10 protein-coding genes are annotated in these 14,593 nt (G+C 44.0%); 6 read left to right on the forward strand and 4 right to left on the reverse strand.

The window, feature by feature from the left end; translation table 11 throughout:
- Positions 1-73 precede the first annotated feature (73 nt).
- Positions 74-415, forward strand: a complete 342-nt coding sequence (locus CXF60_RS02240; protein ID WP_102090603.1) for a 4a-hydroxytetrahydrobiopterin dehydratase — start codon at positions 74-76, stop codon at positions 413-415.
- A 103-nt stretch (positions 416-518) separates the two neighbouring features.
- Entirely contained in the window at positions 519-1,922 is a 1,404-nt protein-coding gene (locus CXF60_RS02245) for a Na+/H+ antiporter NhaC family protein (RefSeq protein ID WP_102090604.1), read from the forward strand.
- Positions 1,923-1,991: 69 nt separating this feature from the next.
- Here CXF60_RS02245 and CXF60_RS02250 read toward each other — a convergent pair whose 3' ends face one another.
- Entirely contained in the window at positions 1,992-2,738 is a 747-nt protein-coding gene (locus CXF60_RS02250; RefSeq protein ID WP_102090605.1) for a siderophore-interacting protein, read from the reverse strand.
- 66 nt (positions 2,739-2,804) lie between these two features.
- Positions 2,805-4,979, reverse strand: coding sequence for a TonB-dependent siderophore receptor (locus tag CXF60_RS02255; protein WP_102090606.1), 2,175 nt, complete (start codon positions 4,977-4,979; stop codon positions 2,805-2,807).
- A 433-nt stretch (positions 4,980-5,412) separates the two neighbouring features.
- Here CXF60_RS02255 and CXF60_RS02260 point away from each other — a divergent pair, with 433 nt between their 5' ends.
- Positions 5,413-6,918 carry a PepSY-associated TM helix domain-containing protein gene (locus CXF60_RS02260; RefSeq protein ID WP_102090607.1) on the forward strand — a complete coding sequence of 502 codons (1,506 nt, stop codon included), beginning with the start codon at positions 5,413-5,415 and terminating at the stop codon, positions 6,916-6,918.
- Between the two features lie 201 nt (positions 6,919-7,119).
- Here CXF60_RS02260 and CXF60_RS02265 read toward each other — a convergent pair whose 3' ends face one another.
- Together CXF60_RS02265 and CXF60_RS02270 are read right to left on the reverse strand one after the other, a co-directional pair.
- A complete protein-coding gene (locus CXF60_RS02265) occupies positions 7,120-8,895 on the reverse strand; it encodes a multidrug ABC transporter permease/ATP-binding protein (protein ID WP_228707012.1) in 1,776 nt (591 codons plus the stop codon).
- 96 nt (positions 8,896-8,991) lie between these two features.
- Positions 8,992-11,313, reverse strand: coding sequence for a TonB-dependent receptor (locus CXF60_RS02270; RefSeq protein ID WP_102090608.1), 2,322 nt, complete (start codon positions 11,311-11,313; stop codon positions 8,992-8,994).
- 374 nt (positions 11,314-11,687) lie between these two features.
- Here CXF60_RS02270 and CXF60_RS02275 point away from each other — a divergent pair, with 374 nt between their 5' ends.
- Genes CXF60_RS02275 through CXF60_RS02285 form a run of 3 tightly spaced genes read left to right on the forward strand, consistent with a single transcriptional unit; the run spans position 11,688 to position 14,543 of the window.
- Positions 11,688-12,290, forward strand: a complete 603-nt coding sequence (locus CXF60_RS02275) for a cytochrome b/b6 domain-containing protein (protein WP_180958069.1) — start codon at positions 11,688-11,690, stop codon at positions 12,288-12,290.
- Between the two features lie 36 nt (positions 12,291-12,326).
- Positions 12,327-12,998: a response regulator gene (locus CXF60_RS02280; RefSeq protein ID WP_102090609.1), complete on the forward strand. Its 672-nt coding sequence runs from the start codon at positions 12,327-12,329 to the stop codon at positions 12,996-12,998.
- A gap of 60 nt (positions 12,999-13,058) precedes the next feature.
- On the forward strand, positions 13,059-14,543 hold the full coding sequence (locus tag CXF60_RS02285) for an ATP-binding protein (protein WP_102090610.1): 1,485 nt from the start codon (positions 13,059-13,061) through the stop codon (positions 14,541-14,543).
- The last annotated feature ends 50 nt before the right edge of the window (positions 14,544-14,593 follow it).

Here is a 14,593-nt window from a genome sequence, read left to right on the forward strand (position 1 = left end):
TGAGATAGCAGCAAAGCTATATCAACATGGATGTACGAGTATTAAAAAATAGCCACTATAAAAGGATTTTATTATGACAGCACTATCACAAAATAGCTGCGAAGCTTGCCGCATTGGCGCACCGAAAGTTGAAGAAGCCGAAGCACGAGAACTATTACCGCAAATTCCTGATTGGTCATTGATTGAAGTAGATGGTATTCAGCAATTGCAGCGTCAGTATAAATTTAAAAACTTCGTCTCAGCAATGGCATTTGCCAATCAACTGGCAGAAATCGCTGAAGCAGAAGGACATCATCCGGGTATATTGGTAGAGTGGGGTAAGGCTACGGTCACTTGGTGGTCACATAGTATCAAGGGCTTGCATCGCAATGATTTTGTCATGGCAGCTAAGACCGATGACTTACTAGGCAAGTAATAAGTTGCTTCACTAGCAAGTCACTTTAATCGTACTTCTACCATTAAAATTAAAATCAAACCCAATTTAGTGCCAGTATTTACTGGCATTTTAAGGATGTGTCATGCCACCAAAACCCCTCACATTAATCAGTGCCAAGCTCGCCTTTATTATCTCAGCCATTGTCATCGGTATCATGGGCGTTACCATGATCGGCTTTGGCTGGGTGCCGCACCTGTCTCTTATTCTAGCTATTTGTGTGTTACTGGCTATCGGTATGTACAAAGGACTCAGCTTTGATGACATGCAAGCGCAAATGGCCTCAGGCGTCATGCGTGGTATTGGTGCGATCTATCTATTTTTCTTTATTGGTTTGATGGTCGCCGCCTTGATGATGTCTGGTGCTATCCCAACGCTGATGTATGTAGGCTTTCAGCTGATCTCACCTGAGTACTACTATATTTCTGCTTTTATCTTGACCTCTATTATCGGTATTGCTCTAGGTAGTAGTTTGACGACTGCCGCTACCTTGGGCGTAGCCTTTATCGGGATGAGTAATGCGTTTGATGCCAATGTTGCGATAGCGGCAGGGGCAGTAGTATCAGGCGCGTTCTTTGGCGATAAGATGTCGCCTTTGTCTGATACTTGTACGATTGCATCCTCTGTTGTCGGTATTGATCTGTTTGAGCATATTCGCAATATGATGTATACAACCGTACCTGCGTGGATACTGACGGTGATCTTGTTCTGGATGTTCTCAGGACAGACGACTAGTGCTGATTTGAGTCAAGTGACGATATTGCAAGGTCAGCTCATAGACAGTGGTCTGGTACATGGGTATTCGGTACTGCCGTTTGTGGTATTAGTCGGATTGGCACTGTTTCGGGTCAATGCGATTTATACGATTATCTGTACCATTGCCGCTGCACTGATCATTACTTATGTACATAGTTCACCAAGCTTTGGTCAGTTAGGCGGCTATCTGTTTGGAGGGTATGCACCTGCTGAGTCATTAGAGCTAGGGGAAGTAGGTGGTATGCTGTCGCGTGGCGGTGTACAGAGTATGTTCTTTACTCAGGCGATTGTGATACTGGCATTAAGCTTAGGTGGTCTATTAACGGCACTGGGTATTCTGCCAGCACTGCTATCTGGTATTAAGGATACATTGACGACATCAGGACGAGCTATTTTTGCCGCAGCGATGTCGGCATTGAGCATTAACGTGCTGATTGGTGAGCAGTATTTGAGTATTCTATTATCAGGTACGGCATTTCGTTCGACGTTTGAGCGTCTACACTTACATCCTAAGAATCTGTCGCGGACGATTGAGGATGCAGGAACGGTGATTAATCCATTAGTACCTTGGAGTGTGTGCGGGGTGTTTATCAGTCAGGCGCTAAGGGTGCCAGTATTAGAGTATTTGCCTTATGCGTTTTTCTGTTATTTGTCATTACTGCTGACGCTGCTATTCGGGTTTACGGGGCTGACGATTAGTAAAGTGAAAGAGGGGAAGGTCGTCGAAGCATGATAGATAATGATTTATAAAAAAGGCGTAGTTCATATGAGCTACGCCTTTTTTTGAATATGAAATCTGTATTTACTGATCTTCCATTTGCGCATCCTGACTTTTGACAATTTTATGCTGATCTTCTGTGCTATCGACTTTCCAGTAGCTAGAAACATATAAATGCGTCTTTGGTATTGCGCGCTCAACTTTAAAGTACTGGCGCAGTGTACGCATACTATGAAATTCACACGCTGCCCATACAGCAGGTTGACCATCAAGCCAAGTCAGTGATTTAACACAGTCCAGTAAAGGGCTATCGTCTGCATTTGGATGCGCATTAATCACCCAATGTATCTCGACGTTCTCTGGTTTTTTGAGCGTCTGACGATCTGCCTCAGTCGTTACTTCAAGTACTGCGTAACCACGAGCATCAGTAGGCAACTGGGCTAAGTTGACCGTAATCGCTGGTAGCGCGGTCATATCACCGACTAATAAAAACCAATCTGCTTCATTGTTAATGAGTTTTTTTGGCCCTGGACCACCTATCAGAATTTGATCGCCGACTTGCGCATTTCGTGCCCATGCCGATGCAGGTCCTTCTGTTTCATGTAAAGAAAAATCAACATCTATTGCGTCATCACGTTGCACGCTCACCGTATAAGTACGCATCAGTGGGCGGCTACCTGCATCTTGAGGGAATATCAGTTTGATATAAGCACTTTCTTGATCGATAGGGAAATCAACCATGCCAGCACCGCCAAGCGTGACACGGCACATATTTGGCGTAATGTATTTAGTGCCAATAACTTCTAGTACTCTTGGAGTAGGTTTTGCCATATTGTGCTTTCCTTCTAAAAACGGGTTGGCTTACTAATAGCACCAACCCGCTGTCTGTAGCATTTATTAAAAATTGGCTTTTAGGCTGACTGACATTTGACGTTCAGGGCCCATCCAGCAGTTATTGATGTCGTAACAAGCACCGACATAGGTCTTATCAAACAGATTGTTGATACTCGCACCCACAGTTAGCATAGGGTTTATCTGATAGCTGCCGCCGACATCTACCAGCGTCACACTTGGTAGCTCATCTGTGTTTTGCTTATCAATCTGCATGCCATCTTCGTAGCGAACACCAGCATTGAGAGTGAGTTTGTCTGTAGCATAGTAGTCTGCCCATAGCGTGGCTTTGTGTTTGGCAGTTTGAGCAGGGGTATTACCGACTACATCAGGGTTGAACTCATCTTCTGTGATCTCAGCATCGGTGTAGCTGTAGCTTGCCGCGAGATCTACCCAGTCATTAAGCATACGACTGCCTGATATCTCAAAGCCTTTTGATTCAATTTCACCGGTTTGAACTTTTTGTTGAGAATTAGCGGGGTTGGTTACTATGACATTTTTCTGTGTGATATCAAATACGGCAAGCGTCCCTTGAGTGGCACGGTCTGGAGAAAGATATTTGAAGCCAGCTTCGAGCTGATCAGCAGTGCTTGGTTCAAAAGGTTCATTAGTAATAAAGTTGCTACCAACAACGGGCTGAAAAGATTCTGAGTAGCTAGCAAACGGTGATAGACCACTACCAAAGTCATAGATAGCAGCAAAACGACCACTAGTTTCCTTGGCATCGTTAATAATAGTTTTTTCGCCAGGTGTACCTAGATAGCTTGATCTTTGCTCATTGGTACTTTTAAAATCGTCATGGCGTAGGCCTGCCACCACTGTCCAGTCTTGCCACCTCATTTCATCCTGCACATAGAGTCCAAGCTGGCTTTGTTCAATATCATCTTTCTGATAATAGGTATCCAGTGGTAGCATGTCAGTACTAATTTGAGAAAAGCTAGGTTTAGATAGATCAATAGGTAAATCTTTGCTGTCTAGCGTATCTCGATAACTCACCGTGCTGTCTGTCTCTTGATACTCAACACCGAACAGTAGATTGTGTGAGGTGTTAGCAGTATCGAATTGGTAAGCCAATTGGTTATCTGTGGTCCAGTTGTTCATACTTTCATCAGTAGTGTAGGCGCTACGCTTCAAAACCTTATCACTACCATCAATGAACCCACGGTTATACATATTGCGTTGCTGCGCCTCGGCATCGGTATAGCGCGTAATATGTTTAAAAGTTAACTGGTCATTGATATCCCAGTTCACAGTAACACTTGGCATAAATACTTCTTTACTAAATTTATTCCATTCATCGCCTGCATAGGCATCACTGTCAAGCTTGCCATAGCTTGCCTTGTAGACAGTGCCGACAGCAGGTAAGGGGGTAGATGGTACCATCTCTGGATCATCTTGATAAAACAGATTGGCAAGTACCGAGACATCATCAGTTGCCTGCCATTCAAGCGATGGATTAATCAGCAATCGCTCTTCTTCTGTGGTTTGCATTTGACCGTCTTTTTGGCGTTTTAGCGCGACTAAGCGATAGTTCAATGTGTCCGTGATAGGCCCTGTACTATCGACGGCCACTTCTTTTAGGTTTTGATTGCCAAGTCGTAGCTGCACTTCATTTTCTTGAGTGCTCTTAGGGGCTTTGGCTATTTGGTTCACCATACCACCGGGTGCTGCATAGCCATAGAGGGAAGATGCAGGACCTTTCACCACCTCGACCGCTTCAGTCGCATAGACATCGACTTGTGGCATTAGGTTCCAAGCGCCATCGTAGGGCAGTCTTAGTCCGTCATAAAAGTTTGAGTAGGTTTTAAATCCGCGGATATTGTACTCATCAAAAACAGATACCGTACCGCGGCTCTCAGAGCTTACGCCTGGCTCATAACGTAATGCAGCATTGACACTATCTGCCTGACGCTTTTGCAACAGGTCTTGATCGATTCTAGTATAACTCATTGGCGCATCGTTTGGATCCAATGCAGTTTTGGTGCCAGTACTACGATAGCCATCTGAGTAGACGGTAATAGCATCTAAGGTAGCTGATGGTGTAGCAGCCTCATCGTTTTCAGTATTGTTTGTCGGCTCTACAGCGTAAGCGGCGTGACTCATACCCATGATCAGGCCAATTTGTACTGCTGTGGTGAGATATTTTTTGCGAATGACGTTAGTGGTTAGATGAGACCGCATCAGATTTCCTCTTGGACTAAAATAATTAAATATTATGTATAACAGTTAAAGCAAATTTACAACGACGCTAATAATAACACTAATGATAATTATTATCATTAAAAAATTACAACGAGACAGTTTTGAGAAGTATTTGCACTGTTAATAAAGGGCTAAAGACAGAGTATTGCGAATAGAGCCACGCAGAACTACTATTTGGAGCGATGTGTTTTAAACGATGGTTTTTGTCAGATTTTTCTCGTATTATGCAGCAGCATTCTAAATACAATTATTTACAGTAGAATTTTTAAATGGCTGTATTGCCGTCACTGTACGGCTTTATTCTAGCTCGCTTTGAGACTCTTTAAGATTGGTCTTGCAAGCAGATACATCACTATTATCGATAGGTTTACGTTGTTTATTGAGCAACCAAAGATTGTTTAAGGTCACATTTATGGACACACCCTCCAACCAATCCACCAATAACCAACGCTATTTCACAGTGTGGCGTTGGCATTTTTATGCAGGCATTTTTGTTGCTCCCTTTTTAATTGTCTTAGCGATAACGGCGCTCGGTATGCTGTTTATGTCCAACACAGTAGGACGTGATAACGACCGCTTAACGGTTATCGTGCCAGAGTCTACGGTTCAAGCACCTGTCTCTACTCAAGCAAAGAACGCGCTGAGCACCTTGTCTGATAGCACACTGGTTAAATATATCGCCCCTCGTGATACCGATACGGTGGCTTTGTTTCAGATAAAATCAGACGACCAAAGCAATATGGTGGCAGTAAACCCTTATACGGCTGATATCGTCCAAAGTGTGCCTACCAGTAGCGGCCTTTATAGTACGTTTAACGATATTCACAGTGATTTGCTGATTGGTAAAGTTGGTGATTATTTGTTAGAAACGGCGGCATCATTGACTATTTTGATGATTTTGTCTGGTTGGTATCTGTGGTGGCAAAAACATAAATCAGTCAAAGCGATGTTGATACCTAATGAGAGGGTAACCAATAAGAAAAAGCGCTCTTTTATCCGTACGATTCATGCGACATTGGGTAGTTGGATATCTGTGCTGCTACTGTTTTTCTGTATATCAGGTATGGCATGGGCAGGTGTATGGGGCGAAAGAGTGGTGCAAGCATGGAGCCAGTTTCCTGCGGGTAAGTGGGGCGTTGCACCTGTTCCTGTATCGATTGATCACAGTCAACACGCTGCCATGCAAGAGTCTACACCAGCGCCGCATGTACATGGTGCGGCAGCGTCTGAAGCGCATACTGAAGCACCCACGCATGGCAGTGCTCTAAACTCAAGCGACACCAAAGAAGTTCCTTGGGTGCTTGAGCTGACGCCAATGCCTGTATCAGGCACGACCATGGGTAAAGATGGTATCGCCGCCAATATACCTATTATGATTGATACAGTAGATCGCTACGCTCGTGAAATCGGCTTTGAAGGGCGTTATCAATTGAACTTGCCACAAAGTAGTACAGGCGTTTGGACCATTAGCCAAGATTCAATGAGCTATGATATGAAAAGTCCGACAGCAGATCGTACGGTACATATCGACCGTTATTCGGGTAATGTCTTAGCTGATATTCATTTTGATGACTATAATGCGTTTGGTAAGTTTATGGCGGCTGGTATCGCGCTGCATATGGGCACGCTCGGATGGTGGAGCGTACTGGCTAATGTACTATTTTGCCTAGCAGTAATCACTATTTGTGTCAGTGGCTATATCATGTGGTGGCAGCGTCGCCCTCGTCAGGCGAGTGATAGCGCGGGATTAAACCCACCAGCTCGCGGCTTAAATGTTTCCGTCTGGTGGCCGCTTGCTATTCCTTTATTAATTGTGGCTATCATATTCCCGACTGCTATTATCGCGATTATAGCTATCGCGCTATTAGACTTTTTGGTGATTTCTCGAGTTGGGTTTTTGCAGAAATGGTTAAAATAAGCGAACGGTAAGATATCGTTGTTCTCGATATAGTAAAAGAGCGCCTTATAGTAAGGCGCTCCTTTTTTTGCTTAAAAATTGCTGATTTTAAGAATGGATTATTTCGAAAAATGCTCAGATTAACTGCTACTTAGCTTAAAGTTGATCAAACGTTTTATGGGATTGAAATAGCTCAGTCCATGCTAGTAGTTAAAGCATTGCTTACTTGAGCATAGCAATGGCATCTTTACTGGCACGCTGTCGCTCTTCGGCATTTAGCTCAATGAGACGGCCTTCTTTCATCAGTAATAATCGATCAGCATGCTCAAAATAACCGTCATCATGACTGATGATAAACAGTGTCTTACCCATGGCTTTTAGCTCAGGGATGAGCGTTTGGTAAAACACGCGGCGAAAAGCAGGGTCTTGGTCGGCTGCCCACTCATCGAGCAGTAATATGTCCTTTTGTTCGGCGACGGCGATTAGCATAGCCAAGCGTTTGCGCTGACCTTGCGACAGCTTATCTGTAGAGAGTTTATGGTCAGACACACTTACTTTTTCTTGTAGATTGAGCTTATACAGCCAGTCAGACACTAGGGCCGCATCAGGCTCATTGCCTTGAATTCCAATCAGTTGCTTAAATAGATGCTGGTCGCTAAAAATCGCAGAAAACAGCTGTCTAAAATCGGCATTGTTCTCTGAATTAACGCTTTGTCCATCGACTTGTACCGTTCCTGTGGTAGGAGTAAAGATACCAGTAATGATTTTGGCAAGAGTTGATTTACCGCTACCATTCGCACCGATTAAGAAAACCACGTCACCTCGTTGCAAGGTTAAATTGACGGACTTTAAGATATTATTGGCAGGGTTTTGGTTGTTATCACTGTTATCGCTATTTTGAACATTATCATTAACTGCTGTGTCTGGTGCATGACTACTATTGCTATTACTACTGCCTACATAGCGATAATTGATATTATTTAGAGTTATGGACTGCCAGTCCTGTGCAACCGTGTCTGTCGCAAAGCTCGGCTGATGCTCGGCCAATTCTAAAGACTGTATCTTTTCTAGCGCAACTTGAGCGGTCTGCAATGTTGGGTAAGCACCAACCGCATGTAGAAGCGGCGACTGCATAAACAAAATCGTCAAAGAAAAAGTAGTGGCAACCCCCATCGGAATATCGAGATAATTGGCTACTGCAAACACGATACCAATCGATGCGAACATCATAATATTGGACCAGTTCACCGCTGATAAATGAAAAGTATCAGATTTGGTTACGGTCTTTTCATACGATTTGGCATGAGCCAAAAAATCATCTGTATACAGTTTTTCTGCTCGGTGTTGGTTAAGTGCTAGCTCTTTGCGACCTTCTATTATCGATTGATAATCCTGATATAACGCGTCATTAATCTCTCTCAACTCGGTCAAATGCGTATAGACATGCTTGACCAATATGGTACTGATCCAAATCGTCATCACAATCCAAAACATGACAATGAACAATAATGGCAACGATAACCAGCCCAGATATAGCCCAACGCCAACAGATAAAATAATACCTTGTACCAGCTCTGGCATACGGACAAAAGCAACGGTAATCGATTGAATATCTGAAGACAAGCTGGCAAGTAAGCGTGCACTACCCAAATGATCTATTTGAGGAACGGTGGTATCGATGATTTGTTTGACCAGTTTTGTTCTAAGCTCATAGACGAATCGATGTCCCAATCGCGTCAATGCATATTGCGACAAAAATGTCGTTACTAGCAGTAACAACACCAGCAGTGAAAACTGCGCCAAACTTAACCAAGATAAGGTATCGAATACTGACTGACTGATAAAGGTATGATTGATATAGGCAATAATACCCACGCTGACAGCGGCATTGACCAAATTTAGCAAAATGACTTTGAGAAAAGGCAGACGATAATTCGCCCAAATCATATGGTATAAAGAAGCAGTCATGCGAGAGGACGCTGTGGTACGAGAAGACATAGTAACTCAGTAATAGAATAAATTTTTGATAGCAGAAAAGGGAGTAGGTCGCGCCTAATCCCTTTTATAAAACCTAAGAAAGCCTACTAATAAATCTTAAAAATCGAACGTTGCCGATACTTTTAAGGCCGTTGGTTCACCTGCATTTAGATAGCCTGCATCTGAATAACCGCCTACTGACTGCCAGTAGTCTTCACCTGTGACATTGGTTACCATACCTTTTAGAGTAACGTCTTGTCCTGCTAGCATAGTGCGATAGCGTGCACCCAAATCTAAGGTAGTATAACCATCAACCTTTAAGGTATTGGCATTATCCGAATAACGAGAGCCTGTGTGGATGATATCACCCGTTAAAGTTAATCCTTCCACTGCTGCTAAATCATACTCTAGGTTGACATTGCTCTGTAAGGTAGGCACACCAATCACTCGATTGCCATCTAATGCACTATCACCAGTGTCTTTTTGCTTAGCACTCAAATAACTGACACCTGCGATCAAGCGCATGTTTTCGCTTGGACTACCAAATACTGATAGCTCAGCGCCTTGATGGCGATTCTCGCCAGCGGCTACAAAGGTATTATTGCCATTGTAATAAGCACGCGGTTCATCGGTACTGAAAACAGCCAAACTACTGCCAATCATGCCATTGTCATACTTCACGCCCACTTCGGTTTGTTTACTGACATAGGGAGCTAGACTTTGTCCTGCATTCGTTACAGGCAGATTGTTATTGTTCTGATTTGCTGTTTTACCTGGGGTTAAGCTCTCAATATAGTTACCATAAACAGACCAATCTAGACTCGGCTGATAGACGATACCGATACTGGGTGTCCATTCGCTTTCATCGTAGTTGGCAGTTTCTGCTTGTGTATTAGCATTATAGCTGGTGGTTTTTAAGTTCTGATGACGCACGCCTAAAGTGGTTTTTAGCTTATCGTCGAACAGTGATATGGTGTCTGCTAACGCAAAGCTTTGAAACTGCTTTTTGTTGGTTAGTTTCGGATCGTCTAAGTTACCACCGAAGATTGCTGTGCTTGTAAAAGGGACCTCAGCGTAGTCGGTAGGGTGGTACAAATTAGTCGCGGGTTGATTATCAAAATCATAGGCGAATGCGCCTTTTTCTTCTTGATCATAGAGGTTTGCGGCAAACACTAAGCTATGAGCCACTTCACCGGTTTGTAATTTACCACGTAGACCAAGCTCGGCGCTTTGTACTTTATCTTCTCGAGTATTGTCAAAGCGATAAACTGTACCCGCACCATCAACGTTGTTGACAGTTAAAGTGGCTAGTGAGTTTTCTTCCTCGCCACTTCGCACACCGTAAGCACCATAAGCGGTAATATTGTCATTAAAGTCATATTCTCCTCGAATCGTACCAAAGACATCCTTTTCATCTGAGTAGGTCCAAGGCTGCGCCCAATTTTTTGAGCCGTCTGGAGCATTTGGTACACTAGAAACCCCACCAAGATTGACACTAGGACGAGTCTCTGACAGCTTATTGTCTTGCCAGCCTAAATCTGCTGATAGGCGATACTGATCCCCTCTATAGTCCAAACCAAGGGCAGCCAGACCCAAGGTCGACGACTCATCATCGATAGCACTGTCCCCATCTTGATAAGCAGCATTAAAACGAACACCAATAGCATCATCGCTACCAAAGCGATCACTGACATCTACCGCGACCTTACCTTGGTCACCTTGACCATAACCAAGCGTCACTTCACGTAGTGGCTCATTACTAGCACGTTTTGGTAATAGGTTAATCGTACCACCTGCGTTACCGCCACTGGGTGCGGCACCATTTAGCATGGCAGAAGCACCGCGCTGGACTTCCACCCGTTCAAACAATTCGGTGGCAATATACTGTCGGGGCAAAATACCGTATAGACCATTAAACATCGTATCATCTGATGTGGTGATGAAACCGCGCATAAAGTAGGCTTCTTGAAAATTACCAAAACCCCTTGCCACGCGGACGGTTGGGTCTTTTTTGAGTAGATCGCCTACACTTTGCGCTTGCTGATTGGTGATATATTCATTGGTGTATGAGGTGGTAGAAAACGGCGTATCCATGATGTCTTGGTTACCCAAGATTCCGACGCGGCTACCGGTCGCAACTTGGCCACCTTCATAAGCATCTGGCAATCCATCCGCTGAAGCATCAGCGCTACTAGTGACGACGATAGTATCAAGTACCACATTAGGAGTGGTTTGAGCATCTACATCATCTGCCTGTGCCCATGCCGATTGACTCGTTGTTAATACGATGACAGAAGTAGATAGACAGGTTGAGCATAGTGTCTTTAAAGAGAGGGATTTAGTCGATACCAATCTAGAAGGTATAGATGCTAATCGTAGAGAAGAACCAGATACATTCGAAAGATTAAATAACGCAGCAGATAAGCGAGACAGTTGCATGAATATTTCCAGCATGTAATTTAAATCGTTATTATATTGATAATAATTTTCATTATCAATATTATTACGGAATTAATGCTAAATATATTTTCAGGTTAAAATTTTAAATGTATTATTTATATTGCCAATAGTGGTCTTGCCTGCTCAATTTCTTGTTTTGAAATGTACTTTTAATTATCTATGAATGTCAGGTAGATTATTCACTACTTTAAAGTTCGAATTTTTAGTTTCCTAAGCTCCTCTTAAGGTTTGTTTGTTGTAATAGCGGTAGAGCAGACGATGTGATGGCGAGTCTACTAGCGGTATCTCGCCTAGATTCGATGTTTAGCAATCACGTCGTAAAAAACAAACGAACCATTAAAGGAGTGACGGTCATGACCCAACATAGCACAAGCAATCCGGCGCACGAGCCTGATATGTCTTTATCAAATAATCCTAAAACTCGACAAGTACGAGTTTGGGATATTTTGGTTAGAGTGACTCACTGGGCCGTCGCGGCTGGTATCACTGCTAATTTGCTGTTTACCGAAGAAGGTAGTGAGCTGCATCAATATGTCGGTTATACCGTGGTGGGGCTAGTGGTTATCCGTCTACTTTGGGGATTTGTGGGCACGCGTTATGCACGTTTCAGTGACTTTTTCCCCACGCCGTCTCGTATTAAGCACCATTTATCTGATTTGAGTATTCGCCGTACAGACGAGCAGCATTTGGGTCATAATCCATTGGCTGCCCTAATGATGTTTGCGTTATGGGCGGTGATTATTGGCTTGGGTATTAGTGGCTATCTGATGGAAGCCAACATTTTTGCCAGTAAAGATGTCCTTGAAGAAGTTCATGAGATACTGGCCAATAGTTTATACTTACTGGTGCCGGTGCATATTATCTCTGCGATTGCCATGAGCTATTGGGAGCGGCAAAACCTGATCAAGTCGATGATAACGGGTAATAAAACGGTGACGACGCGTCGCCCACAATAAAAAAGACAATAGAGTACATAACGTAATAGGACAATCATGGCACGCATACTATTAATAGAAGACGATAGCAATATCGCTGAAGGTTTGGTCGTTGGGCTAAAAAGTCACGGCATGATGGTCGATTGGTTTAGTGATGCCAAGCAAGGTGAGATGGCACTGCAAGAGGGTATGTTTGACGCGGTGCTACTTGATTTGACCTTGCCAAGAGGGGATGGCATGACGGTGCTACAAAATTGGCGCTACAAACAGCTAGATACGCCGGTATTGATCATTACGGCTCGTGACGCGATTGCCAACCGCGTGGCTGGACTCAATGCGGGCGCCGATGATTATCTGGTCAAGCCATTTGCACTAGACGAAGTGGTTGCCCGTCTGCAAGCCTTGATACGGCGCAGTCAAGGACGTAGCCAGCCTGAGATTCGTTATGGTGACGTCGCTTATTGGCCGCACAATCACCGAGTCTCTTATCAAGGCCAAGTCGTTGAGCTCACCATCAAAGAAGTGGCGATACTCGAGCAAATGCTGACCCATCCCAAACAGATTCACAGCCGCGCAAGCTTAGAGGACAAGCTCTATGGCTGGCAACAGGATATTGAGAGCAATGCCATTGAAGTACATATCCATCATTTACGCAAAAAGCTGGGCAATGACTTTATTTTAACCAAACGCGGTATCGGCTACCATCTCAATCCAGCCCATAATCATTAATATGTTTATATTCAATTTGGCTTTCAATATACAAACCATATATGAGCAACCTATGAGCTTATGAAAAGTATCCAGCAGCGACTGTTCATCTCCTTACTCATTGGTCTGCCTTTGCTGTGGCTTGTCACATCGAGCTTTATTGCTTGGCGGTTGTGGCACGAAATCAATGAGATGAATGACACACAAATCACCCAAGTGGTTCGTTATTTGATGGGCATCTCTGCTGATAACGATGAGCAAAGTGACCGCGACAATAATAACGAGACAGAGCACAATGGAAAACCCGTCGCCAAAATATATAATTTAAAAAGTAAGGCGCTGTCAGGTGATCTGGGTGATGCAGAAGACGATTACATGGGTTTTGCTATTTGGGATAAAGAAGGGCATTTATTAGCGGCTGACGAGAACGGACAGTCGTTTTCTTTTTTGCCAGATCAGCGCGGTTTTGTAGAAGAGGACAACGCTATTTATCAGCGTCTAAACCCTTTTAGTAAACGCTGGCGGTTGTTTTATGCGCATGATGACTATCGTAGCGATGATATGGGTGAGGAGCGTGTGATTGCTATTGGTCAAAGCCTTGCCTCTCGCCGAGAAATGATTGTTGAAGCGATGTCTGTGCAAGTACTGCCGATGTTAATTGGGCTGCTTTCCTTAATGATCTTGACTATCGGATTGATACGACACGGACTGATGCCATTAAGTCAGATTAGTTCTGAGGTAGAACAGCGCAAGCCACAAGACGATCGTCCGATTACAGCAGACGTCCCACAAGAGATTCAGCCTTTAGTGACCGCGTTAAACGTGTTGTTTGTGAAAGTGGCAGACACTCTAGCACGGGAGCAGCGCTTTACCGCTGATGCCTCTCATGAGCTGCGTAGCCCACTGGCTGCGCTCAAACTACAAGCCGATCTTTTGCAGCAGCAGCTATTACAGCTGTCTGGTATAGAAAACGACAGTCAACTGTTTTATCACACGCAAAAAATCAGCGATGGTATTGAGCGCGCCACCCATTTGGTCGATCAGTTATTGGTGTTAGCCAAAATAGAGCCGCAACAGCAGTTGCCTTTTGAGCAATTAGAACGTCCAGACTGGCTGCTGCTCACCGATACTGTGCTGAGTGATGTCAACCGCTTGGCTCGAGAAAAACACATCCAATTAAGACGCACGGTACACTGTGACAATCCTGCCGATATTTTACCCATTCTTATTAATCCAGTGTTGTTTAAACTATTAATCCGCAACCTATTAGACAATGCCATTCGCTATTGCCCAGAGGGCTGCCAGATCGAACTGCAGTTGGATACTGATAGTATCAAAGTGGTGGATAATGGCTTGGGCGCAGACCCAGAGCAGCTAGCGCGGCTAAGCGAGCGCTTCTATCGTCCAGCCGGTCAAACCCAAATAGGTAGTGGGCTGGGGCTATCAATTGCCAATCGAATTGCCGATCTGCACAATCTTACCTTAGCATTTGCCAACCGCCCTCAACCAGAAACAGGCTTTATCGTAACGGTCAGCAGTAAGAACGCACTCTCAAAACCGTTATAAGACATAAAGCATACTGTCTTAATCTGTATCAGCTACACTAGGGCATACCC

Origin of the sequence: Psychrobacter sp. 4Bb (genome assembly GCF_002836735.1) — a bacterium.
Taxonomy (GTDB): domain Bacteria; phylum Pseudomonadota; class Gammaproteobacteria; order Pseudomonadales; family Moraxellaceae; genus Psychrobacter.